Here is a 24,182-nt window from a genome sequence, read left to right as displayed (position 1 = left end):
ATCAGGAGGGGAACAGGCTGCCATAGGATGTGACAGCCATAGACCGAACCGTAAGGGGGCCGTTCTATGGCAGGAAACATCTTTGCTGGCGACTTGGTGCAACCACTGGGCGCCAAGCGCCAGAGTGCTGATGCAGATCCGAAAGTATCGCTGAACCGGATCGCTGCGAAGCATCGGATCCCTGCCAACGCCATTCTGGCTGTGTTGTCCACTGACAAGGATCGCAGCGAGGCGCGCGCAGAAGCCCTCGCTGCCGAGATGGCGGCACAGGTGAAAGCCGGGCGCGGGATCGAGGACGTGCTTCGTGAGCGGGGCGGCGACGATCTATTGGATGTGGCCTATCGCATCGCGGACGAGCTTGATCCACAGCCAAAGGCCGCGACCGCCAAAGATGGCCCATCGCTGGTCAAAGACCTTGGCGCCGGGGCGCTTGGTGCCGCAGTGCGCGGCGTTGGCGGGGCCATCGACTACGCCGGAAACCTGGCCGACCGTGCCCTGAATTCCGATCCTGCGCAGCGGATCATTCAAGCCGCGACTGGCCGACAGGAGCCTTTGGGGGCTGTCGCAACCCGCCTCACCGACCCCGCGAGCAAAGCCGTGAAGGGTGCTGGCGAGGGCATCCTGTCGGCGGTTTCGCCAGAGGCGCGGGCAGCCTCGGAAAAGACCTTGCCGACAGGTGACCCGCTTGATCCATCGACATGGAAGGCGCCGGAGGACTTCTCCTGGCGCGGTCTGGCACAGGTCAGCGCAGAGGGGCTTGGAAGCCTTGCCCCTGTCGTCGCCACGGCCATTGCTACTCGTGGCAGCAGCCTTGCCGCAGCCAGTGTCGGCGGGGCGATGGCGGGCGGAGAAGGCCGTGAAACCGCCGCGCAGGTCATTGACGATCTGTGGAAGGCCAAGGGCGAGGACGGCACGCCGGAACTAGCCCGGCAGTCTGATGTGTTCCGCGAATTGACCGCGCAGGGCATGGACCCGAATGCGGCCTATCAAGAGACCCGGCGCCGCGCCATGGACGCCGCAGGTGACATTCAGGCTATGATCGGCGGCGCCGGTGGCGCCATTACCGGCGGGCTTGTGGCCAAGGGTCTGCCGCAAAGCCTTGCCGGAAAGAGTCTTGCCGGGAACGTCGCCCGAGGTGTTGCCGTTGGCGCGACCGAGGAAGGCTTGCAAGAAGGTCTGGAAAGCACTGGCGCCCGGATCGGGATCAACCGAGGTGCCGGGACCAGCTTGAACCCGACCGAAGGCGCGATCGAGGCTGCCGCTGCGGGTGCTTTGGCCGGTGGACCCATGGGCGCGCTTGGCGCCCGCCGTCCGCAGCAGGAGCCTCAGCCGGAGCCGGAAGCCCCCACACCGATGCTGGCCCTTCCGGCACCGATGTTGGAGCTTCCATCGCCGGTTGATGGAGGAACGGTCTTCGCAGATGGCGCTTCCGCCCCTGATGGAACCCCACCAGCATCCCAGCCAGCAGGTTTCCGCCCGCAATCCGCATACCCCGGCGATGGCAGCGCCGGGGGGCAGACCGCCGCGCCCGATTCCCCTCCGGTGAGTTCTCCCTCCGGTGTGGGCGCGGCGGTCGACGAAATCCCTCCTGCCGGACCCATCGAGGCTGCGGCGCGCCTCGCACCTGATCTGACGCCCCAACCGGAGCCGGTTCCGGCACCACAGATGTTCCCTGACCAGAAGCCCGGCGGGGCCGTTCGTGTCTATGACGACGAGGCCGGGCTCGTCCGCGATGTGGTATTCCAGCGCGAAACACCGGACGGTAATGTAGTGATCCGCGTTGATGGCGTCGAAATCGACCTCGACCCGGTGGCATTCGATACTGCGCGCCGTCAGGCGGCTGACATGGACAAGGCCGCGGAACAGGCCACCAAGAGCAAGCCGAAGGATCAGGAACAGCCGACCGCGCAACAACCAGCCGCTGAATCGGAAGCCAAGCCCGCACCGGCGCAATCCACGCCCATGCCGTCGCCAACGCAGGAAACCCTGCCCGCCGCGCCGGAAACCGAGGCACTGTCCCAACAGGCATTGGGCAAGGTCAAGCCGCCCAAGGAAAAGAAGCCAAAGCAGCCTGTCACGCCTGATGAAGCGATCAGGCAGATGCGCCAGATGGAAGATCGTGCGCGCGAAGGCGGCTGGACTGGGCCGATGAAGCGCAAATACGACGCCTTGGGCAAAATCGCGGAGACGGCCCCGCAGTTTGACCAGGACACCGGGGAGATCACCGATCCCGGCACCGAGCCAGAGGCCGCGCCGACCCGCCCGCGCCCGACTGTCGAGCCGATCCGCACGCCACCGGAGCAGCGTGTCCAGCCCGATATGCTTGGCGGCAAGTCGGTCACGGAAGCCGACATGGCGGCAAAAGAGCGGCGGCGCCGGGAATGGGGGCGCGTTCTGGGCGTGGCCTCTGGCCGCAGCAGCGACGACACAACGCTTGAGGGGCGCGATGTTCTGATCCGCCCGAACAAGATTGTGATCCGGGCGACCCCCAATGGTCGCAGCGATCTGGACTATACAATCGACACCGATGGCATGGACCGCGACACCATCGCCGCACGGATGCGCGGTGCCTTGCAGGAACTGGACCGGGTGGCGCCTTTGCCCAAGCCTGCAACCGTCAAGCAATCCTTGACCGATGAGCAGGCCGGGCCGGGCGCAAGCTGGGTCATTCGCAACCGGGAGACCGGCGAAACCGTCATGGAGACATTCGACCGCAAAAAGGTCGATGCCCTGAACACCGCGAAATATGAGGCTGTGCCGGCGCGCGAGCATCTGGAAAGCCTGAATCGCAAGCCTACTACCGTTGCTGACAGCAAACCGGCCCAAGGTGATCCTCAAACGGCATTGCCGCCAACGAATGAGCCTCAAAAGCCGGTGCCCACCCGTGAACAGTTCGAGGCCGCAGCCGCCGAGACCAACCCTGACCCGACCCCGGCCCAGAAGGAGGCCGAGAACTACAAGACGGCGAAGATCGACTGGCAGGGGATGCGCCTTTCCATTGAAAACGCCAAGGGCAGCGAGCGCAAGGGCACCTCGCCCGACGGCACCGAATGGAAGGTGACGATGCCGGCCGAGTATGGCCGCATCCTGCGCACGACAGGCGCCGATGGCGACCATGTGGATTTTTACATGGGGCCGAACACTGCCAGCGAGTCCGTCTGGGTGGTGGATCAGATCGACCCGGACAGCGGCACGTTCGATGAACATAAAGTCATGCTGGGCTTCGACACCCCGGCAGATGCCAAGGCCACTTATCAGGCCGGGTTCAGCGACGGGCGCGGGGCCGCACGCATCGGCGGCATCCGCAAGATGGCGCTGCCCGAGTTCAAGGCATGGCTGGATTCTGGCGAGACCGACACGCCGGTGAGCGGAAAGGCAAAGGCAGGCGGGAAAATTTCCCCTCCCCCGGCTTCGTCCGAATCCATCTCCCCTGTCATCGAAAACATCCGCGAAAAGGCCGCAGTCCTGCGCGGGGTTCCGAAGGATCAGCCGCCGGCTGTTTCCGGTGTCAGCCTGAAATGGGACGACAAGGAAGGCGGCTTCATCTTTTCCCGCAAGCACGCTGACAAGGTGCGCGATGCAGTCATGCCGAAGCCTGCGCCGAAAGAGGGCACGCCCGGCGTCCTGATCCTCAACAGCTTGCAGACCGGCAAGACGCGCATTGTCGATACCGGGCCATCCCAGCCGCGCCGTCCAGGAGCCGCTGATGTGAAGGTCGAGAACGAAGGGGAGCACTCCGTGGCGTTCCGCCTCGGTGATGCTGCCATGATTGCCTTCCCCGACGCAGCTTCCAAGACATTGCAAGCTGACGTGACCGAGGTTCGCGAGGACATGCAGCGTCAGGGTGTCTCGACCGCACTGCATGACAAGGCCATCGAATATGCCGCAGAGCGCGGCTGGCGGTTCCTCTCTGGCTACGAACTGACCGAAGATGGCCGGGCGTTCTATGATGGGCTCAAGCGCAAGGGCTATGATGTTCGCCTTGTCGACCTTCCGAATGGCGAACGGGCATATGAGGTGCGCCGCCCCGAGGCCAAGCCGCTGGATGGCGAAATCATCACGCCGCAGGACGATGCTGATGTGCGTCAGGCTGGCGCCAAGGTTGCCGGTATCGACCTGCAAGCCGCGCCGACCCCGACCCGCGCCCCATGGTGGGACAATGCCGACAAGGCGATGCGGGATGCGATCCTGAAGGAAGCCGGGCCAAAGGCGGAACGCGAGTATCGGCAAGGCATGGCGTGGGATGGATTGTCGGATGACGGTAAGCGCGCGCTGACCGATGCCTTCGGGCGACTGTACCGCGCCGGGACGCTGGAAAACACCGGAACCATTGAAGCACCATCCTATCAGATTGCAGGACAGAAACCTGCGGTCGGTCTTGGCGATCTGCTGTCTGGCTACGAACGAACCAGAGACGCATTCGGGGAGCCGACAACCGATCAGGCCCGCGTGACCGATGATGGCTATGTGGTGAAGCGCCAGGTCAATCGCACCACGATCACGGACCCGAAAGGCCGCCAGATCTTCGCTGGCACCCACAATGTGGACGAGGCCAAGATCGAGTCCGTGATTGCTGATGCCCGCAAGCCTGAACAAGCAGCGCGCAGGGAAACGCCTGTGGGCAGCAAGGCCAGCGATGCACCTGTCCCAATCAGCCCGCAGCCCACCGGCCCGCGCCGCTTTGATTGGTGGTGGACCAACAACCGCGACCAGCGGCGCGAAGCCCTGAAAAATGCCGGGCTGGACACGACCGTCTCAACAGGACTGACCTCCGGCGAGGTGGCTGATCGCCTTACCGGCGAGCAGATGGAAACGTTGCGCACAGCGATCTTCGGGCCGGAATCGGCGGGGGCACAGAGGCGCAAGCCTGCAAGCGGCATCCTCTCTGCCCTGTCGGAGGACAAGCAGAAGCGTGCCGACGAACTGAAAGCACGCCTTGCAGCCAAAGCGCGCAATCAGACCAGCAGCGGGCTTGACCCGGAATACATCACCCTCGGGGCGGAACTGGTCGGGCTCTACATCGAGGCCGGAACCAAGCGGTTCGGACAGATGCTGCGTGATTTTGCGGAAAGCACCGGCCTGACCATGCGCGAAGCCCAGGCTCCGATGCGCGCCGCTTACAATCATGTCCGCGATACCATGGACCTCGACGGGCAAGACGTGTCGGACATGGACGATGCCAAGGCCGTCCTGGACGAGGTGCGCCGCGCGATGGCCGAGGCAGAAGCATCGCAAAGCAAGGTGCATTCTGAGCCGGAATCCCGTAATGTTGGCGTCGATGCCGAACCGGAGAACCGCCGCGATGATAACCGCAATAATGCAAGCGATGATCGACCGAGCCCCCAAGAAGGCGCGGGAGATCTCCAAGCGGGGACCGGACAAGCTGGAAGCCTACGTTCGGATGATCGTACAGCAGGCAGACCAGGAAATCGCGTTGCAGAACGTACCGGAGAACGATCCGGCCCGCGACGTGATGGTCAGAGAAGTGGCGATGGCTCTGGCCCTGGAAACGGCACTGGCGGGCGAGGACCAGTAAACCACGTCATCGAGCCCGGCGGGCTTGAACTGGCGCGCGGGGAAAAGACCCGCGCACGAGAGAGCATTGCGGCGATCCGCACCCTGCGCACCATCCAGCAAGAGGGTCGTCCGGCGACGGCTGAGGAACGCGCGACCCTCGCCAAATATGGCGGCGCCGGCACCTTGGCGGGCACCCTTCCGCGCAGCGATGGCACCATCCGTTTTCCCGATCTGGCCGCTGAAATCGAGACCATGACAACGCCCGAGGAGCGGGCAACCCTTTCGCGCACCTCTCAATACGCCTTCTATACCGCAGAGTCCGCGCTGCGGAGCATGTGGACACTTGCCCAGCAGCTTGGGTTCACCGGCGGGCGCGTCTATGAGCCAGGAATGGGGGTCGGCGGCTTTGCTGGCACTATGCCCGGAAGCCTGAACGCCACCTACACCGGGTTGGAGCTGGATCATATCACTGCCCAGATCGCGGCAGCCCTGTACCCCCGGCACAACATCAAGAACGGCGACTTCATCAAGGAGAAGCTGCCGCAAGGGTTCTACGATCTGGTTATCGGCAACCCTCCGTTTGCCGGAACACAGATCAAGGCCGATCCCGACTACCCGCAAGGGTTCTTCATCCACGACTATTTCTTTGCCAAATCGCTGGATGCCGTGCGCCCAGGCGGGGTTCTCATGTTCATCACGTCCGCAGGGACCATGAACAAGATGGACAGCAAGGCACGCGACTATCTGGCTGACAGGGCCGATCTGGTCGGTGCAATCCGGCTGCCCAATACAGCCTTCAAGGAAAATGGAACCGAAGTCACTACCGACATCATCGTGCTGCGCAAGCGCGTGGACAGTGAGGCCGAGGCCAATCCGGCATGGCGCCAGTCCGAGGTGATCGACCTTCCCGGCAGTGACGGCACCACTGGACAGGCGGCGGTGAACCGCTATTTCATCGAAAATCCCGATATGATCCTTGGCGAACAAGGGCTCTATGACACACTCACCGCCGGGGCGCGCGTTGGTGTGCGCCCGCGCCCGAACGCCGATCTGCGTGCCGACCTCAAATCGGTCCTGTCGCAGTTTCCCAGCAACATCATGTCGGCCCCACCGGAATCGGTGAAACTGGACGCGCTGGACGCCGATCACGCCGAGACCAAGCCTGGCTCATTCTACCTGAAGGATGGCGCCCTGTGGCTGTTCGACGGCAATACGGGCCGAAAGGTCGAGCCGCGCAGCCGCGAAAACACCAAGGGGATGCCGAAAGCCGCCATGGAGGCGGTGAAAGCCCTGATCCCGATCAAGAACGCACTGCGCGATGTGTACGCCGCCGATGTGGATGGGAAGGATGCGAGCGCCGCCCGCAAGGCGCTGAATGATTCCTACGATGCTTATGTGAAGGAGCGTGGCCCTATCGGCTTGCAGCATAGGCGCACGCAACGACCTAGCATCGTGGAGCAGGAGAGCGCGCGGCAACAGGCCGAGAACGATGCCCGCGCCGCTGGTGAACCCTTCGATATTGGCAGCTTCGATGCCGGTCCAATGATCGAGGCGGGCGCGTCCATGGCGGAAATCGCGCGGGCACGGCAGGAAGCACGACAGGCGCCCGGCTATCGTGAGGGCACATTCGCGCCAGAAGCCATGGACGACAAGATCATCGTGACGCGGCCGAATATCGACCCGTTCATGGATGACCCCGAGTCCTATCGCCTTCTGGCCATCGAGAAGTACGACGAGAAAACGGATACCGCGCAGAAAACCCGCGTGTTCACCGAGAATGCTGTGAGGGTTTCGTCGCGGCCCCAGATCAATAGCCCGGAGGATGCGCTTCTGCACCTGCTGGGCGAAACCGGGCGCGTCGATCCCGGCAGGATTGCTGCGCTGTCCAACAGCACATCGGAACGGGTGATCAGCGAACTGGAAGGCAAGATCTTCCAGAACCCGCGCACAAGGGAGTGGGAAACCCGCGCGAGATACCTGTCTGGCAACGTGGTGGTGAAACTGGAAGAAGCCGAGCGCGAGGCGCGGGCGAACCCAGAGTATCAGCCGAACGTCGATGCCTTGCGCGCAGTGCAGCCCGCGCCCGTCGCGGCGCAGGACATTTCCGTCCCGCTTGGCGCCCATTGGTTTCCTACCTCGATCTATCCGGACTTTGCCGAGGCTCTTGGCCTGGAGTTGCAGGTCGAATTCAAACCGCGTCTTGGCATCTGGCTGGTGAACGGCACCACCACCGGCGCGAAGGCCACCTCGGAGTTCGGCACCGAGGATCGCCCCTTTGGCGAGTTGATGGGGCTGGTCATGGCGAACAAGAAGGTCGAGGTGCGCCGAACTCGCCGCAATCAGGATGGAAGCACAGACTCCTGGGTCGATGAAGAAGCCACCCAGGCAGCAACCGACAAGGCCAATGAATTGCAGACCCGATTCCGCGACTGGTTCTGGTCTGATCCCGCCAGAACGGCGGAGATGGAAACCCTCTACAACCGGACCTTCAATGCGGAAGTGGCGCCGAAATACGATGGCGAATACCTGACCACGCCGGGCATCCATTCCGATTGGAGTTGGCGCCCGCACCAGACGGCAGTGATCGCCCGGATCCTGCAATCTGGCGATACCTACATGGCGCATACCGTAGGGGCCGGGAAAACCTCCGCCATGATCGGCGCTGGCATGGAGGCCAAGCGCCTCGGGCTGGCACGGAAGCCTTGGTACACTGTGCCGAACCACATGCTGATCCAGTTCGCCACCGAGTTCTATCAGCAATACCCATTGGCGAAGGTTCTGGTCGCGGACGAGAAGCGGTTTCATACCTCGCGCCGCAAGCAGTTCGTCGCGGATGCCGCGCTTGGTGACTACGATGCGGTCATCATCACCCATTCTGCGTTCCAGTTGATCCCGGCATCGGAGGCATCCAAGAAAGCTGCCGTCGAAGGCATGTTGCAGGATGTGCGCGATGTTCTGGAAGGGCTGAGCGGCGGCCAGTTTGGCGAGGATGCCGGGATGGAACGTTCCGTTCTTGGCGCCCTCCACAGCATGGCGGCCACGCTGGGAGTTGATGTAAAGGGCATCACCAGCGGGGAGACCAAGACCCGCAAGAAGATCGAGGCCCTTCTTGAGGCGGCTGAACAGCGGATCGCACGGCAAACTTCGGACAAGGGCAAGGACGCCGTGTTCGATTTCGATGAGACCGGCGCCGACATGTTGTTCGTGGACGAGGCGCACCTGTTCCGCAAACTATCCTTCGCCACCAGCCTTGGCAGCATCAAGGGGGTCGATCCGCAGGGCTCGCAACAGTCGATGGACCTGTTCATCAAGACCCGCTCGCTTGCACAACGCAATCCGGGGCGCAGTCTGGTACTGGCATCCGGCACGCCCATTACCAACACGATGGCGGAACTCTATTCGATCAGCCGGTACTTGCAGCCGCAGGCGCTGGATGATCGCAACATCTCGGCCTTCGATTCCTGGGCAGCCACCTTCGGCACCACGGAGAACGCCTTGGAGCAAGCCCCCGATGGGGGGTACAAGCTGGTCACGCGCTTCGCCAAGTTCGTGAACACCCCGGAACTGTCGCTCATGGTGCGGCAGGTCATGGATGTGGTGTCGTCGAAAGACCTTGAACAGTACGTGACCCGGCCTGCGCTGAAAGATGGCAAGCGCAACCTGATCGTGGTGGAGGCTTCGCCCGAGCTGAAGGCGTACCAGCAGCAGTTGGGCGCGCGGATGCGCATGATCGAAAATCGGAAGGGGCCGGTGAAGAAGGGTGACGACATCCTGTTGTCGGTCATCAACGATGGTCGCCTTGCAGCCATCGACATGCGCCTTGTCGACCCCAGCGCCGGCGAGAACAACTCCAAGCTGGAGCGGATGATCAACAACATCTACCGCCGCTGGAAAGAAGGCGCCGACGCCCCACTTTACGGGGTGAAGAAGGAAGGTGGCTACACCGACGAACCGTTGATGCGTGGCCCGACCACGCAAATGGTGTTCTCGACCCTTGGCGTGAACCCGTCGAAACACAACCCGTCCTTCTCGGTTCACCGCTTCATCAAGGCGCAACTGGTGGCCATGGGCGTGCCAGCCGACGAAATCATCCTGGCCGAGAATCTGACATCCGATGCGCGCAAGCAGCGGGCGTTCAATGACATGAACGAGGGCAAGAAACGGATCCTGATCGGTTCCAAGACCCTGTTCACGGGCGTCAATGCACAACGGCGCATCACGGCGATCCACAACCTTGATCCGTTGTGGTTCCCTGCCGACGACGAGCAGAGAAATGGTCGCGGCATCCGGCAGGGCAACATGAACCGGGAAATCGAAATCCTCGATTACTCGGCCAAGGGTACCTACGACGCGACCATGTGGCAAATGATGGCGCGCAAGGCCGGGTTCATCGAAGGGTTCTTCCGTGGCGATCCCAATGTGCGCGACATGGAGGATCTTGGCGAGGCCAGCCAGTATGAGCAAGCCAAAGCCATGTCCACCGCCGATCCTCGGGTGCTGGAACTGACCGAGTTGCGGGCGGAGCGCGACAAGTTGCAGCGCCGGGCCGGGGCAGCGGTGCGCGAACGCCAGCAGATGGAGGCGAAGGCGCGCGGACTGGGCCGCGCCATTGCAATGGACCGTGAGGAGTTGACCTTCTGGCAGCCGCAAGCCGCCAAGGTACAAGACCTGTCAGGCGATGCCTTCGAGGCGCGCATGGGCGGCAAGACCTATACCGAGCGCAAGGAGTTCGGCGCCGATCTGATCAGCGCCGCAGAGGACGCCTTGGCCGGGACGGGTTTCAGACATCAGGATAAGGTCGGAACCGTTTCCGGCTTTCCGCTGCACATCGAAGTGTCGCACGCGATGAATGCCGTGACCTACTATATCGCCCTGCCACGCGACAACGAGGTCATGGTTGGCTGGTCCGAGGATCCGGTTGGCATGGCCCGGAAGGTCGAAGGGGCATTGTCCAAGATCGAGGCCACGCCGCGCCGGATCGAGGCCGATATTGCCCGGCGCGAGCGCGAGCGCGCCGATGTGATGGAAGGTCTGGCAAAGCTGAAAGGGTTTGCAGACCAGGACAAGCTGAACGAACTGGCAGAAAAGGTCGATGCACTGGAAGGCGCCCTTCTGGCGGAGAACGCGCCTGACGAGGCCAAGGAATCCCGCTTTGATGATCAGGAACCTGCCGCGCGCCTGACCGGCGACGAACTCGGGCCGTGGGAGGACATGCTTGATCTGCAACGCAAGGCGCGTGCGTGGTATCGCGACAACCTGCAAGGCAGGAAGGTCACGAACACTTCCACGGGCTGGGAGGTGTCGTTCACGCGCGCCGCTGCGGGCAAGATCGGCGGGAAGCCGCTCGACTATCTGCTGCGGGCCGTGCCTGCGCTGGAACAGATCGTCGCAAGCGCGGAGAAAACCGGCGAGTCCGAGGACCGCTTCGGCCGCGCGCATGTCCGCAAGATTCACTATTTCCAGGCTCAGGTTTCTGTCGCCGGCCGCCAAGAGCCCATCCATATCGTCATCCGCGAGATGGACAACGGCAGGATGTTCTATGACCTGAACTTGGGCGGCAATATCGGCGCCCCGGCACAAGGCCAGATGGACGCGCGGGAGACCCGCGTGGAGCCAGAATTACAAATCGGCGCCGACACGCTGAACCTACAGCTTGCACCACCGAAAATCAACGCCGCCGCCGTGCCGGTGGATTCCCTGCGCGACATTGCGCGGATGGCCGAGGCCGAGGTTGCGGCGGCCGGTCTGGCTGGCAAGGTGACGCCACGTGTCGTGCGCGGGCTGCTGGGGGCGTCGGGCGTACCGATCCAGGGCCGTCAGCGCGGGGCCTTGATCGAGTTGAACCCGGCGGCGCGGGATGCGCGCGGAGTCATGCGGCATGAGATTGTCCATGCCTTGCGCGATCCCGACCTGTGGGGCCAGCCCTATGGCCTGTTCACCGCCGAGGAATGGCGGGCGCTGGTCCGGGCTGCACGGGTCGATGCCGATCTGATGGCGCGTGTCGAGCGGGCCTATGGCGACAAGGTCACTTCGGTGCAGATCGAAGAGGCGGTTGCCGAGATGTACCGTGAATGGGCGACTGCACGCGATGCGGCTGGGCCCTTGGCGCGGATCTTCAACAAGGTGCGGGGATTCCTGCAAGCCATTGCGTCCGGGCTGCGCGGTCAAGGCTTTGTGTCCCCTGCGTTGGTGATGGAGCGGATCGCGGGCGGCACAGTCGGCGGGCGCGGGCCGGATGGGCCGGGTGCCGGGCGGATGGATGACCGCGAAATGCGCGATGCCCTGATGCGCAGCGGAGCGAAGGCCAAGGGCCTGATTGGCAGTCACCACTGGAAGGAACCCGGTGCCTTCGTGTCCTCGATCCTGACCGACGCCATGGTCGGCAAGGGGCGCGATGGCGAATACAACCTGCTCTCGCTGGTACCGGGCCGCCCGCTGTTCATGGAGCTTGGCAAGCGATTGGTGTCGGCGCGGGCCTATCTGCGGACCAAGGAGGAAATGGATGCCTTGCGCAATGCCTGGCATGGCCGAGCGGATGCCGTGGCGCAGGAATGGCTGGATCTGCGGCGCAAAGACCCGAGGGCGAATGACGACATGATGGACCTCATGCACCGCGCCACGCTGGCCGGGGTCGATCCCTCCAAGCCTTTGCCCTCCGATCATGTCTGGCTGCAACGGGCGCGCGAGGAACTGTCCCGGCGCGGGGACAGTGCCGAGGCATGGGCACGCGCCACGCTGGAGGCCGCGGCCCGCAAAGCCGAGGCCCACATGGAGTTGAAGCGGGCCTATGATGCGCTGCCCGAGCCATTCAAGGCGATGTATGGCAAGGTGCTGGCCGAATACACCGCCATTGCGGACGACTTCGACAAGGCGGTGATGGAGAACCTGCAAAACGCAACGCGGATCGGGTTGAAGCGCGCCGAGCGCGCCTTCCACAAGGAAGCCCGGCGGATTCAGGATGAGGGTCTGACCGGGCAGGAAAAAACCGATGCGCTGGCAGAGGCACAGGCAAAGCTGGATGCGGTGAAGGCGCGCGGTGGATTTGCGGCGCGGGCACGCCTGACGGCCCTGCGCAAGATGTTCGAACAGAACCGGATGAAGGGGCCTTATGTGCCCTTGGCGCGCTTTGGTGACTACTTTGTCACCGTGCGCAACGAGCAAGGCGAGGTGATGTCCTTCTCCCGCTTCGAGCGCGAGAGCCAGCAGCAGGCGTTCGTTCGTGAACAGGAGGCACTGCATCCCGGTCGCGTCCAGCATGGTCTGGTCTCGAACAAGGGCGCGCTACGGTCACAGGTCGATCCCACCTTCGTTGCCGATGTGGAAAAGGTGCTGGCCGAGTCCGGGGCCAATTTCGAAGTGATGGATGCGGTCTGGCAGCGGTGGTTGGAAACCTTGCCGGATAGCTCGATCCGCACCTCGAAGGTCCATCGCAAGGGGCGTGCTGGCTATAACCGCGATGCCTATCGCGCCTTTGGCAAGCACATGTTCCATGGCGCGCACCAGCTTGCCCGTCTCAAATACGGCATCCTGCTGGAAGATCACATGGACGAGGCCGAGCTTGAGGCGCGCAAATCGGACAATCCGAACCGGATGGGGGCAGTTGTGCGGGAAATGCAACGCCGCCACGACTTCACCATGGAGCCCCTGACCAGTGCCTGGGCGGCTGGCCTGACCAACCTCGCCTTCATCTGGTATCTTGGCGCAACACCGGCGGCGGCGGTCGCCAACCTGACGCAAACGACCGTGGTGGGCATCCCGTTGATGGCGACACGGTTCAGGAAGGCGGGCGTCTCTGGCGTATCAGCGGAACTGGCGCGGGCATTGCGCGACTTTTCCAAGGGTCGCGGCGCCAACTGGCGCGAGACATGGAGCGCGGCCAATGCCGAAGGACTGGCACAAGACGAACGCGATGCGCTGAACGAGGCCTATCGCCGGGGCACCATCGACAAGACCCAGGCGCATGATCTTGCTGCCGTGGCCGAAACCGGCGTGGAATACAGTGCGGTGCGTGAGCGCGTCATGCGCAAGATCGGCTGGATGTTCCACCATGCCGAACGCCTGAACCGGGAGGTGACATTCCTTGCGGGCTACCGGCTGGCCAAAGCGGACGGGTTGAGCGGGCTGGCAGCGATCGATGCCGCAGCCGACATGACGTGGGAGGTGCATTTCGACTACCAGTCCAGCAGCCGTCCCCGCGCAATGCAAGGGGATCTGGCGCGCATCGTGACCAGCATGAAGAACTTCGTGGTCAACATGCTGTGGCGGCTGTTCCGCGATACCCATCAATCACTGCACGGGGCCAGCAAGCAGGAACGCGCAGAAGCCCGGTCGCAGTTGATCGGCATCACCCTATCCATGATGGCCCATGCCGGTATTCGCGGCACATGGGGCTATGGCCTGCTGATGATGCTTCTTGGCGCCTTCTTCCCCGGTGGGGGCGACGATGCCGAGGAATGGTTGCAGGATGCCTTGCTGATGGAGGGCGACACCCCCGGCGTGGCGGCCTGGAACTATGCCATGGGCATGGCCATGAGCGGCGTACCTGGCCGGGTTCTGGGCGCCGATCTGACGGAGCGTGTCGGGATGCCAAACCTGTGGTTCCGCGGGGATGACCGCGATCTGGAGGGGCAGGATCTCTACGACGCCCATATGCGCGAACTGCTTGGGCCGGTCGCGGGCATTCCCCTGGGGTTCTATCGAGGGCTCGACTACATCGGAGATGGGGACTGGTGGCGCGGGATCGAGGCGGCAGTGCCCAAGGCCGTGCGCGACCTGATGAAGGCTGGCAGGTTCAGCACCGAGGGTGCAATCACTCGCAACGGCGATCCGCTGATCGAGGATGTCAGCCCGTATCAGGCGATCATGCAGGCCAGCGGCTTCACACCCGCGCAACTGGCCGAGCGGTATCGGATCAACAACCGGCTGAGGAATGTCGAGCGCCGCATCACCGATGAGCGCAAATCCTTGCACCGTGAGGCAGGCGATGCCCTTCGGTCGGGCCAGCCGATCCCGGAAGGCGTGATCGACGCAATCCGCGACTTCAACATGCGCTACCCCGAATATCCGATCACATCGGACACCCTGCGGCAGTCGATGCTGGGGCGCATCCGGGCCAGCGAGCGCAACGAGTTCGGCGTCTCGCTGAACCCGAAGCTGAACGACCGGATCAGGAGCGAAAGGGCACCGGCAATCTTCAACTAGCGGGCCGCATCCAGATTTGGTATGTGTGGGTCAATCGACGCATAGGACGTGCGCGGGACGTGCCTTCGGGCATGACACGCAGGAGTCCGAATGCCGTCGCATATTCCCCCCCGCGCAGATTGGGTCGATCCTCTGGACGATCTTCGTCTGCGGTTCCGCTATCAGGCCGAAGCCACGGATCGCTGGACCATCCTCGATGCAGAGGATGGGCCGCTGATCGGTGACTGCGATGATTTCGCACTGACAGCCGCATGGATCCTCAGCCAGCGGTCCTGGTGGAGATTGATCCTCAATATCGCCGTGCTGCGGATGGCGCTGTGGGTCGGCAGGACCGACCGTGGCACCGCCCATGCCGCGCTGTGGGTGCGTGGTCGGGGCTGGATTTGCAACATCCATCCCATGTTCGGCCCGCGACGCCTTCGGCGCCGACTGCCCTATGTGTTGCCGCTGTTTCTGGCCGGGGCAGTCGTAAAGGGGCTGCGCCGTGCCTGATCATCTCCTCCCCGTCCTGAACGACTTTCTGGTGCTGGGTGCCGGCGCCATCGCCTGGCTGAGCGGCGAGGCCGGCCGCATTGTCGTAGCTTCCGGGGCTGGCGGCCTCGTTCGCTGGCTGGCCTCGGAACGCAAGCGGATCCGCGAAGGCATCCTGTCCGTCTTCACCGGCATTCTGGTGGGCAGCTACCTCTGGCCGCTGGTTCTGGCGGCTATCGGGCTCTTGCCCGGCGTGTCGCCGGAGAGTGGCGACTCCCAGGCCATGGCCGGATTCATCGCAGGGATGATGGGGATCAGCGGCGCAAAGATCGTCATTGCCGTCATCGAGGCGCGGGGGCGCCAGCACACATCGGGAGGTGGGGATGGGCAAGACCGTGGAGCGTAAGCCATCCAGCCCGATCCAATGCGCCCTGCGCGAGGAAGCGCGGGCCTGGATTTTTGCCGGGGCTGTCATCGCAATCTATCTGGGGGTGAAACTGTGTCTGCCGTTCTGACGAAAGATGCCATCAAGGCCTTGCAGGGGCTCCTGACTGCTGCGGGGTTCGATCCCGGTCCGGTTGACGGCCTCTGGGGCAATCGTACCGCGTCGGCGGTGGCTGCCTGGGGGCGGGAGAACGGGCAATCTGCACCGGCGCCCCTGGCCGCGAAAACGGCCTCTGTCCTCTATCAAGGTGCAGCACGCTATCCCGTCGAGGAAATCGTGGTACATTGCGCGGCAACCTTGCCCGATTGGATGGCGGGCCGCCCCCTGTTGGAACAGGTTGCAGAGATCCGCCGCTGGCATGTTCAGGGCAATGGTTGGCGCGACATCGGCTATCACTGGATCATCGGGCGCGATGGTCTGATCCTGCCCGGTCGGCCCGAGACCCAGATCGGGGCGCATGTGGTCGAGCGCAATCAGGGCAGCATCGGCATCTGCCTGATCGGCGGACATGAAGCCGCCGCATCGGACAGCTTCGAACGTCACTTCACCCCTGAGCAGGCCGTGACGCTGCGCCAGCAGATCGCAGCCATTTCCGGCCGAACCCGGATCACGCGCGTCAGCGGGCACAATGAATATGCGGCGAAGGGCTGTCCCGGCTTCTTCGTCCCGGACTGGCTGGGACGGCCATGATGTTGCGGATGCTGCCCAACCCCTGGTTCATCCTGGCCGCGTTGGCCTGCCTCGTCAGCGCGTTCGGCACGGGCTGGCGCCTCGGGGCAGGCTCTGCGGAGGATCGCCATCTTGCCGCACTTGCAAGGGTGCAGGCCGAGGCCCTGGAGGCTGCCCATGCAGCGGCAGCGATCGAGGCAGACCGGCTGATGGCCGAGGCACAGGCGGCAGAGCTTGCACGACAACTGGAGGACATGGCCCATGCGGACCCTGCAACTGGCTGCGGCCTGCCTGCTGGTCGCGTCCTGCGGCTCAACCGCTACTGATGCCCCGCGGCACGCCCCGCCGCCCAGCCTGATCCTGCCCTGTGCCGTGCCGGTGGCACTGCCAGAGCGCAGCTTGACCGATCAGGAGGTGGAGGTGTTCTGGGGCCGCGACCGAGCAGCCTTGCGCGCCTGTGGCAGCCGTCAGGCCGGGCTGGCAGGGTGGGTGCAAGTCGGTAGCCACTAGATTGCTGCTGGCTCGCACCGGCGGCTGGATTCGGAGCCGTTCCTCTCATCCACATGCCTCTGGACTGCGCGTCGCCGCTTTCTCATGCGTGGTGAAATCTTGATCTTTACAAACTCACGAATGCGTGAACTCTTGTCTCTGCCAACTTGGAGTTGAACGTGAAGAAGATTGTAATCATTGCCGCATTGCTCGCATCAGCGTGCGCAAAATCACCGGATCAAATCGCAGCCGTAGATATTGGTTCCGGCATCTACCGGGGACAAAGCTGCGCCCAGCTCGCCCAGCAGCGACTGAAAATCAGCCACGATCTTACCAATCTGAGCGCTGAACAGAAGTCCGCGCAAAACGGCGATGCACTTGGCGTCTTCTTGCTTGGCCTGCCGCTTTCGAGCATGTCCGGCAACGACAAAGAGGCAGCAATCGCGGTTGCGAAAGGACACATTCAGGAAATTGACAGCGAGCGCCAGAGAAAGGGATGCCGCTGACCCCACTTGCCGAATCTCTCCTGCGGACACAAGTTGCCCGCAGGAGGTTCGATATGGCGAAGGAAGAAGAACTTATTCGACTGGAGCGCGAGCTCGTCGATACGCGGAACGCGGCCGTGGCAATGATCCTCGGGATGGCAGAGGGAATCGTCAGCAGCCCGGCAGGCCGCGAGGAACTGGCTTCAGGCTTCGAAGCCGCCGCGAAAGATGCAGATCAAGTGACAAAGCGGCTCGCAACCTTGGTCAGCCTAGCACTGCGGAATGGCGGGCGTTGCTAGCTGATAGCTGGTCCGGTCGGTCGTCCCACCCCCTCCAAGATCGGGCTTTCCAGAATCATCTGCGCGGTCGTAGCCTGTTGGCGCGAACTTCTGCGTCAGCCGATTTCAGGAAAGGGATCCCAACATGTCCATGTTTCCGGCGCGGGCCGCCTTCGTTGCGATTTTGCTCTCCGCGACCACCTCTGGTCAGGTGTCAGCCGACCACTGGCGCCAGACCGCCGACCCGCAGGTCGTTCAGGCGCTGAGCGAACTCGCCATGGTCTATGGCACCTACTGCCAGATGGGCAATCCACAGGCCTGCCAGGCCCATCAGGCCGTCCAGCAGGAAGGCCTGGCGATGCTGAATGCTGGCTACGACTGCCAGGTTCAGGGCAACCAGCAAGCCTGCGCCTACTACCAGAACGCCTATGGCCAGTTGGTCAACACCTACCAGCAGGTGCAGGGCATGGTGCAGCAACCCATGGCACCCGGCGTGAACCCGCTGGGTGCCACGCATGGCGAGCGTATGGGCGCGATTCAGCAATGGGGGCAGGACCGGATGCAGTGGGGACAGGACCGGATGCGCCAGATGGACGCCGATCACGAGCGTTTCATGCAAACGCTGCGCAACTGAAGGCCTTCGGGGCCCGACGCCGCCACGCCAAAGACACCACTTGCCAATCTACGACAGCAGATCATCCTGTTAAGCGACGAAAGGGAAGCTGAACTTGGCAGGTTGGGCTCGGCCCAAAGCAGCCTTTCACCTTTGGGAGCAAATTCAGCGGTTTGGCCCCTCGGAACGGCTATTAGCCGCGACTGCTAGATCTCGCTGCAAGTGAACTCACAATCTGCGGACAAAGCCCTACTTCGCTGTGGTCGCACGGATGACCGGAATACGTCAGGAGTATGCGAGCGTATGGCCTTTAAAAATATGAGGTAGCTTCTGGTAGGGGGCAGAAACCCATTTGAGGCTGCCACTTAACTAGGATAGAGCCTTTCCCCACCTTTCCATTCGAAAGCCGAGTAGACCTCGAGTAGTGTGTTGCGCAGGACGTCGATAGTTTGCACTGACACGTCTACTGCACCGTAGTGGCCATCAGACATCGTCGTGCCAAATTTATTCCCATTCAAGGCCATATTTACGAGAGCAGTGCCTTCAATGCCGATTTTGGACTTATCGACCCTCTTCAGATTTATCTTCTTTCCATAGTGTTCACCCTTGGATCGGTCTTCGGAATGTTGAATTGAGTTGCGAATCCCTCGCAAATCAGGAAGAGAAACGCGGAAACTCCTGTGAATGTCTTTTATGCTATTTGGCGCGTCTAGATCCTTCGCTATGTCTTCAAGAAACTTGTCAAACAAATCCAATGCGTGAATGAACGCTTTCGCAAAGATAAACGGCGGCTTGCTCAGAAGGCTCTGAGGCAAAAATCCGCGCTGCCACATCTGGTGGCGAACCTTAGCATCCACAAGAAGTCTTCTTTTGTCGAACTCTTCTCCAAAATCCTCATTCGGCATTCCCGTTGGCATCATGCCGTCGGGAAATAATTCCGCTTCTACTTCGCGGGATATTTTTCTGCGAGCCTCAAACTCGCCCCTATCGCGCTCCATATTCTGCCTAGAAGCTTGAACTTGATCGAACATATTGAGCGTTACAATTGCCTCTAAGATTGCGCCCTCCAGACATTCTATTTGCCTGCTGATTCGCCATGCCGCATCTTTGTCTATGCCCTCAATCCATATTCCGGGTTTAGTCCACTCTAGTATTACCAAGTCAAAATCCTCAAAGTTTGCGGATTGCTTCTGAAGGCATGATGCAACCCAAATTCTACCGTACAACCTCTTGCTATTGCCGCAAACGGACTATTCTGCCCCCACGACATCATACCCTAAAATTGAGCTTAGGGCTTCACCCTCACTCCCTACAAGCGTAATCAGTAGGACTTAGGCACGACAAGCTAGCCTTAATGGCCTTTGCGGCATCGGTGTTCTCGTGACAGGGCCGTGAATGGCCGCTTATTCCTATCTGACAGGAGCCTCTCGCAGATGTGGCGAAAGCCCGGAAACCGCACTTTGTACTGGTCTGGGCCCATAGACATAGGCAGCCCGAAGCCTACTGTCGCACTGTCAAGATGCTTCTTCGTCACGCGCCCCAAAGCCCCCGTTCATCGGGCACGCAGCAGAACCCGGCCGACATGCTAGCGATGGAGATGGAGCTACTGCTAGCAGTTCCGGCAGAGGAGCCGTCAGGGCCAGAGTGCGACCGGCCATCAGAACTCTGTGATCCGCTGGCAAGGTGATTATGCGGGCATCGTAGAATATGCTGTTTTGTTGTTGCCACCTGGCGCTTAAGTCTTTTGATCTGCAATAGCCTCTCTTAACACAAGAGTACGTCGCCATATCCCAATTACCACACCGCAGAGCGCAGCGGATGAAATCCAGAATGCAAGACTAAAGAATAGAATATTTGCCCGCGCATTCCTCTGATCGAACGCGGAATTGTAATGCGCAACGCGTGCGGCGAGTTCAGGAATGCGACTCACATCTGAATTAACCCGCGATGGTGACTTGGAAATACCCCTAGGGTTAGCAATGGCTACTATTTCACGTTTCACTGCGGCACACTCGGGCTCGCGGCCACATCCTTCTTCCAAGAACAGATAAAGCTCAGCGCGTGAATAAAATAAGTCCTTGTCTTTGCCAGTCGCATCAATGAAGATTTGGTTAATCTGTCCTTGTGTCGCCATAACAAGCATTAAAACTGTTGCAGATGTGAGTATATAGGATATTAGGTCCAACTGCGCCAAATATATCTTACTTCTCCCTCTGCGCGCGGAGAGGCCAAGCAGGGCAAGGATCAAGACCGCCACATTCAAAATTACAACGATCAAATACATTATTTCTCCCAAATGACGTTACAGGACCTACTTTAGGTATGGTTGCTGATCAGCGTCAGGATTGATTGACGTTACCTCACCAGAGTACTTCGGGCTTTGCAAGTCCATATCGAGTTCCCTCCGGCAAGCACAGCGCGGTCCTGCCAGTTGGTATCTGCTTTTCAGTCGTGCGAGCGAAGACTGCGGTTCATTACGGTGTCGTTGAAAGTCCCTGATTGGCTCCTTTTGACGACTCTTCAAACTGTTCGGCCAGCGCGATCGGGCGTCTGCTTGTGATGTAGCCTATGATGCAGACTCGCCGCCCGCTTGCCGCCCTTCGGAACCTACGCCACCCTCCGCGCAGCACCAGGCGGACCCTGTGTGCCTTCCAGCCATACTGCCGGTTGGGGTGCTTGCATGGCAGCAAGATAGGAGATCCAAAATGGCCACGGCGCGACAACTCCCTCATCGCTTTGGTGCCTTGAAGGCCCCCTGTGCCCAGTAGACCTCAGTGCGAGGGTGGGTCTGGCCGCAGTTTTGGCATCGCATCCGGGCAAGCCCCTCTTCGGTGATCGACCCCATACCATGAAGCCACAGCGGGATATCGTCCAGCCACAACACCACACGCTTGCCGCAACCGCGACAAGCAACCCTAACCTTCCAGCTTCCACGCTCCAGTACCATAAAGAACGTATGCGGAACGTCCTGCGATTCTGGAAATCACATCCGCTGTGCTAGGGTGCATGAGGAATCGGGAGGGCAGATCATGTGCGGGCGCTATGTGGACCCGAACCTGCGCAACACAGAATTCGACATGTCGCAGATCAAGATCAACCCGATCCCGCGCCGGTTCAACGTCAAGCCGACGCAGGACGTCTATGTGCTGCTCAACGGGGAACTGGTCTGGGCGCGCTGGGGGCTGATCCCGGCATGGCACCGCGGCGAGATGAAGGACTGGAAGGCGGCCACGATCAACGCCCGGATCGAGGAGGCCGCCAACAAGCCGAGTTTTCGCGGCCCATGGCGGAATGGTCGGTGCCTGATCCCGGCAGGCGGGTATTATGAATGGACGGGCGACAAGACGCCCAAGCAGCCGCATTTGTTCCAGTCAGATGGCAACGAGGCCACCCTGTGGTTCGCCGGCCTGATCAGCCAGTGGCGCGACTTGCTGACCTGCACCATCATGACCCGTGCCGCGAATGACAGTGTTGAACCGATCCACGACAGGATGCCTGTGATCCTTGATACCAACGAGCGAGAGGCTTGGCTGGGTGGGGCGGACGATCTGTCGCTTGGCGCTGAGGCGCGGGTGCGGCATCATCCAGTGCGACGGTTCGGGATCGGGGACGAGGGGGAGGGGCTGCTGGAACCTGATCTTCATGGGTAGAGTTCGGCCTAGAAATGAAGTTCATCCACCCTGCAGTTGTGGCGCCGCAGCATCCTCTAGTCAGTCATTCACGCAATTTCCACGGAATCGCCCTTCGGAGCCCTGAGGTGACGGTCAAAAGTAACTCGGATGCGAAGGAAGCGGACCAGGTCTTAGGCAAAACTTGCGCTGGGTCGGGACGACAAGATGATAAGAACGTATGCGATGCCGTTGGGAACAACTATCAGCTAATCTTGCTGGCTAGTCGATGAAGTTTACACGCTCAAATGGCTGGCCGGACGCATTGAGGATGCGACAATAGTAAAGCGGGAGGCCCAGCTTCTCGAAGAAGTTCATCTCACAGTACAGGTGCGAATGGTTCTCCTCCTCCATGGTGTAAACTGCCGCGGCAGCCCGATGTCCCAATAGCTTTTGCCTCTTCCTAGAAAACATATCCTGATAGTAAATTTCATTGCCCCTCACTTGGTACAATTCAGTCGTCCCGAAAATGAACGCCTTTGCCGCAGACGCCTCTAGGCTATCTCGATCTGTTAACCAGAAGAATCCATAGGCAGTTTTCCATATGGTTCGCTCGAAGTCCCCATTGACTTTAAATGGAAGAGATTCCATGGTGACGCTGTGCGCCTTGTACCGCCTCAGGATCGCGTCTACCCTTCCATGAAATCTCTCTCTGTCGATCTGCGTCACTTCAAGCTGGCCGAGAGACCAGATTCTCCCCTCAGCATCTTTCTTGTTGTCCGTCCTGTAAATCGGAGCGACAATGACAATTGGCGCGTCCGATAGGGGTACCAGTACCTCCCTCTTTGGGCCATATTTACCGAAGAGGACATTCACGGCGACCGTTTTCGGATACTCCTTGGGGCGCCGAGTGGGCATTTTGTAAAATGCTCGAGCCAAGTGAAAGATGCGACGGCTCACACCGAGCTCTAGTAAGGAAGTGCATCGGCAACAAGCCGAGCACGACGCTGCCTCAACTACAAAACGACCGCCTAGGCTGGCGGCAATGAGGTGCTCCTTGGTGCGCGCATCCTCAACATTATCACAATAAATGCACGATGTAGCGTGCCCGAGAACGATGTCAGCCAATTTTGCTCCGCTCTGCTTAAGGTATCGGGCCTCTGGCTATTAACGTACTTCCAAGCGGTCATATGTTCAAGTTATGCACTCCAAATCAGGCGGCAGCCCCCCCTCTGAGAGCAATCCTTCTGCTCTTGCAGCAGAAGGCGTGGCCGAGAATATGTCCTGCCCCTCGTAATCCTCGCCCATAGAGCAGCTCAGCAGTTAAGGTACCGGATGGGGTTTTGGCTCTTCAGTTTGCTGGATTCCGGCAGCCGTTTAGCGCGCTCGCCTACATAGTGCTTCCAGTTCTCGGCCGGCGCTACAATGCCGTCAGATAGTCTATTACCCTCGAAACCTCTCTCCCATGCCACAATAACTTCAGATCGAATTGAAAACTATTCGGCTTCTGCGACAGCAGCACACAACTGGTGTATTGAATTTACAATTTTTGTAAGTTCGTCATCAATGATCATAGCCGACATTGAGATATCGTTGACATACTTGATGTCAACGCCTTGTGACAAAGTGAGATCGATGGCTTGATCAATGATAGCGTCAAGCTTCTCACCAACACCAATAATCTCAGGAGCGAAGTCACTACATTGCTTCAATTGCCAACTAGCCGCAGAAATGGAGGTGACGGAGATGAGGTAAATCGCGCCTATAGACAATATTTTCAAGTATTCCTCCTACGATCTCTGTCGATGCCAACCTTTTAGGGTACGTGAATTTATACTGAATTTAATCCGGACAGTCGGTACATGACGTCGCGAATTCGAAGTCGTCCCCCCACCTTTTGATCCTACGTCCATCGTCCATATCTCGCATATAATCATCATCACCATGCGGAGCGTAGTCAATAGGGCAGTGAAGGCCACAACGCCTCCCTACCCGCCTATCCGCAATCCTCACCGTTGATGGAGAGATGCATCCTCCTCCTGCGCTGCCGGGCGTTCTCCGCCTTCCAATCGTACTGCCGCGTCGGATCGGGGATGCCAGCCCTGCGCAGGATGGCGCGCAGCTTTTCGTTCTCGTGGCGAACAGCATAGACATGGCGTTCCAGCCCGCGGATCGTTTCACGTGCTGTATCCTCGTCCCATTCCCCGCAGGTACAGGCGGCGTCGGGATCATGCACCCGGTTCCAGCAGCCGGGAATGAGGATGGAGAACCCATCCTCCCCCATTGCCCAATAGCAACGATCCAGCATCGGACCGGGTTTCACTAGCCTGCTCATGGCACGACTCTCACCTTGATCGGCACAAGCGAGGGCGCGGCCTTGATCCTGACGGTTTGCACGTTTGAGAA

16 protein-coding genes are annotated in these 24,182 nt (G+C 60.9%); 11 read left to right on the top strand and 5 right to left on the bottom strand.

The window, feature by feature from the left end; genetic code table 11:
- Nucleotides 1–66: 66 nt before the first annotated feature.
- The 10 genes from BW970_RS16575 to BW970_RS16540 all read left to right on the top strand — a co-directional run bounded on the left by BW970_RS16575 (nucleotide 67) and on the right by BW970_RS16540 (nucleotide 18,189).
- The gene (locus tag BW970_RS16575) at nucleotides 67–14,718 is read left to right on the top strand and encodes a PLxRFG domain-containing protein (protein WP_076533527.1); all 14,652 of its coding nucleotides are present in this window, start codon (nucleotides 67–69) and stop codon (nucleotides 14,716–14,718) included.
- A 90-nt stretch (nucleotides 14,719–14,808) separates the two neighbouring features.
- A complete protein-coding gene (locus BW970_RS16570; protein WP_076533525.1) occupies nucleotides 14,809–15,210 on the top strand; it encodes a hypothetical protein in 402 nt (133 codons plus the stop codon).
- Complete coding sequence (locus tag BW970_RS16565) at nucleotides 15,203–15,595, top strand: hypothetical protein (protein ID WP_076533523.1); 393 nt, start codon at nucleotides 15,203–15,205, stop codon at nucleotides 15,593–15,595. Before BW970_RS16570 ends, BW970_RS16565 begins: the two co-directional genes overlap by 8 nt.
- Nucleotides 15,573–15,704, top strand: coding sequence for a hypothetical protein (locus BW970_RS21255; RefSeq protein WP_268235106.1), 132 nt, complete (start codon nucleotides 15,573–15,575; stop codon nucleotides 15,702–15,704). The genes BW970_RS16565 and BW970_RS21255 overlap by 23 nt, the downstream gene beginning before the upstream one ends.
- Nucleotides 15,689–16,324: a peptidoglycan recognition protein family protein gene (locus BW970_RS16560; protein WP_200799307.1), complete on the top strand. Its 636-nt coding sequence runs from the start codon at nucleotides 15,689–15,691 to the stop codon at nucleotides 16,322–16,324. The genes BW970_RS21255 and BW970_RS16560 overlap by 16 nt, the downstream gene beginning before the upstream one ends.
- Nucleotides 16,325–16,332: 8 nt before the next feature.
- Nucleotides 16,333–16,629 carry a hypothetical protein gene (locus BW970_RS16555; protein WP_144038987.1) on the top strand — a complete coding sequence of 99 codons (297 nt, stop codon included), beginning with the start codon at nucleotides 16,333–16,335 and terminating at the stop codon, nucleotides 16,627–16,629.
- The gene (locus tag BW970_RS20595; RefSeq protein WP_144038986.1) at nucleotides 16,565–16,813 is read left to right on the top strand and encodes a hypothetical protein; all 249 of its coding nucleotides are present in this window, start codon (nucleotides 16,565–16,567) and stop codon (nucleotides 16,811–16,813) included. Before BW970_RS16555 ends, BW970_RS20595 begins: the two co-directional genes overlap by 65 nt.
- A 158-nt stretch (nucleotides 16,814–16,971) precedes the next feature.
- Nucleotides 16,972–17,298 (top strand): hypothetical protein, encoded by a 327-nt coding sequence (locus tag BW970_RS16550; RefSeq protein WP_083701342.1) that lies wholly within the window; start codon nucleotides 16,972–16,974, stop codon nucleotides 17,296–17,298.
- Nucleotides 17,299–17,351: 53 nt separating this feature from the next.
- A complete protein-coding gene (locus tag BW970_RS16545; protein ID WP_076533520.1) occupies nucleotides 17,352–17,576 on the top strand; it encodes a hypothetical protein in 225 nt (74 codons plus the stop codon).
- 124 nt (nucleotides 17,577–17,700) lie between these two features.
- The gene (locus BW970_RS16540) at nucleotides 17,701–18,189 is read left to right on the top strand and encodes a hypothetical protein (protein ID WP_076533518.1); all 489 of its coding nucleotides are present in this window, start codon (nucleotides 17,701–17,703) and stop codon (nucleotides 18,187–18,189) included.
- Between the two features lie 344 nt (nucleotides 18,190–18,533).
- On the opposite strand, the gene BW970_RS16535 is transcribed toward BW970_RS16540, so the two are convergent.
- Together BW970_RS16535 and BW970_RS20590 are read right to left on the bottom strand one after the other, a co-directional pair.
- Nucleotides 18,534–19,328: a hypothetical protein gene (locus BW970_RS16535; protein WP_144038985.1), complete on the bottom strand. Its 795-nt coding sequence runs from the start codon at nucleotides 19,326–19,328 to the stop codon at nucleotides 18,534–18,536.
- Between the two features lie 575 nt (nucleotides 19,329–19,903).
- A complete protein-coding gene (locus BW970_RS20590) occupies nucleotides 19,904–20,452 on the bottom strand; it encodes a hypothetical protein (protein WP_144038984.1) in 549 nt (182 codons plus the stop codon).
- Nucleotides 20,453–21,197: 745 nt separating this feature from the next.
- On the opposite strand from BW970_RS20590, the gene BW970_RS16530 reads away from it, so the two are divergent.
- On the top strand, nucleotides 21,198–21,818 hold the full coding sequence (locus tag BW970_RS16530; protein ID WP_076533515.1) for an SOS response-associated peptidase: 621 nt from the start codon (nucleotides 21,198–21,200) through the stop codon (nucleotides 21,816–21,818).
- A 240-nt stretch (nucleotides 21,819–22,058) separates the two neighbouring features.
- Here the strand turns inward: BW970_RS16530 and BW970_RS16525 are convergent, their stop codons facing one another.
- The 3 genes from BW970_RS16525 to BW970_RS16515 all read right to left on the bottom strand — a co-directional run bounded on the left by BW970_RS16525 (nucleotide 22,059) and on the right by BW970_RS16515 (nucleotide 24,111).
- Nucleotides 22,059–22,736 (bottom strand): hypothetical protein, encoded by a 678-nt coding sequence (locus BW970_RS16525; RefSeq protein ID WP_144038983.1) that lies wholly within the window; start codon nucleotides 22,734–22,736, stop codon nucleotides 22,059–22,061.
- A 536-nt stretch (nucleotides 22,737–23,272) separates the two neighbouring features.
- Entirely contained in the window at nucleotides 23,273–23,557 is a 285-nt protein-coding gene (locus tag BW970_RS16520; RefSeq protein WP_076533511.1) for a hypothetical protein, read from the bottom strand.
- Between the two features lie 215 nt (nucleotides 23,558–23,772).
- The gene (locus tag BW970_RS16515) at nucleotides 23,773–24,111 is read right to left on the bottom strand and encodes a hypothetical protein (RefSeq protein ID WP_144038982.1); all 339 of its coding nucleotides are present in this window, start codon (nucleotides 24,109–24,111) and stop codon (nucleotides 23,773–23,775) included.
- Between the last annotated feature and the right edge of the window lie 71 nt (nucleotides 24,112–24,182).

This window comes from Gemmobacter megaterium (assembly GCF_900156815.1).
GTDB lineage: Bacteria > Pseudomonadota > Alphaproteobacteria > Rhodobacterales > Rhodobacteraceae > Wagnerdoeblera > Wagnerdoeblera megaterium.
The sequence above is the reverse complement of the archived record's forward strand: the minus strand, read 5'-3'. Positions and strand labels throughout refer to the sequence as shown.

Bases quoted from the DNA above. Each gene is read 5' to 3' on its own strand.
- BW970_RS16575 (WP_076533527.1), top strand. From the start codon at position 67: ATGGCAGGAAACATCTTTGCTGGCGACTTGGTGCAACCACTGGGCGCC.
- BW970_RS16570 (WP_076533525.1), top strand. From the start codon at position 14,809: ATGCCGTCGCATATTCCCCCCCGCGCAGATTGGGTCGATCCTCTGGAC.
- BW970_RS21255 (WP_268235106.1), top strand. From the start codon at position 15,573: ATGGGCAAGACCGTGGAGCGTAAGCCATCCAGCCCGATCCAATGCGCC.
- BW970_RS16555 (WP_144038987.1), top strand. From the start codon at position 16,333: ATGCTGCCCAACCCCTGGTTCATCCTGGCCGCGTTGGCCTGCCTCGTC.
- BW970_RS20595 (WP_144038986.1), top strand. From the start codon at position 16,565: ATGCGGACCCTGCAACTGGCTGCGGCCTGCCTGCTGGTCGCGTCCTGC.
- BW970_RS16545 (WP_076533520.1), top strand. From the start codon at position 17,352: ATGGCGAAGGAAGAAGAACTTATTCGACTGGAGCGCGAGCTCGTCGAT.
- BW970_RS16540 (WP_076533518.1), top strand. From the start codon at position 17,701: ATGTCCATGTTTCCGGCGCGGGCCGCCTTCGTTGCGATTTTGCTCTCC.
- BW970_RS20590 (WP_144038984.1), bottom strand. From the start codon at position 20,452: ATGTATTTGATCGTTGTAATTTTGAATGTGGCGGTCTTGATCCTTGCC.
- BW970_RS16530 (WP_076533515.1), top strand. From the start codon at position 21,198: ATGTGCGGGCGCTATGTGGACCCGAACCTGCGCAACACAGAATTCGAC.
- BW970_RS16515 (WP_144038982.1), bottom strand. From the start codon at position 24,111: ATGAGCAGGCTAGTGAAACCCGGTCCGATGCTGGATCGTTGCTATTGG.